Source organism: Vibrio sp. 10N.261.51.A3 (assembly GCF_041471965.1).
Lineage (GTDB): Bacteria > Pseudomonadota > Gammaproteobacteria > Enterobacterales > Vibrionaceae > Vibrio > Vibrio crassostreae_C.
Genome location: NZ_JBFRPK010000167.1, coordinates 1 through 365 on the forward strand (window position 1 = coordinate 1; position 365 = coordinate 365).

The following is a 365-nucleotide window of genomic DNA, read 5'->3' on the forward strand; positions in this document are numbered from 1 at the left end:
ATTATAGCAGTGGAACGCCACCGAGTGATAAACGGGAAAGGCACCGTAGATACGTCATACTACATAAGTTCCATGTCGCCGAATCACAAATTACTTGGTCATTATATTCGTCAACACTGGCGAATTGAAAACAGCCAACACTACGTATTAGATGTTGTTTTTAAAGAGGATAGCTCTCGAATCACTTTGGATGGTGCCGTTGAGAACATAGCGTTGTTCAGACGCTTTGTAATGAACATGCTTAAGCAATGTGATTGCGGTGCGCCAAGTCAAAAGGTGAAGTTGAAAAAAGCGGGATGGAACGACGATTATCGGGCTAGAGTCTTCTTTGGGTTATAAATCCATCAAAGTATGCTCCCGCCCTG

The 365-nt window shown here is 43.3% G+C and carries 1 protein-coding gene; it reads left to right on the forward strand.

What is annotated here, in order from left to right; genetic code table 11:
* The coding region (locus tag AB4371_RS22505) for an ISAs1 family transposase (protein WP_372150693.1) at positions 1-339 on the forward strand (339 nt) is incomplete at its 5' end.
* Positions 340-365: the final 26 nt, after the last annotated feature.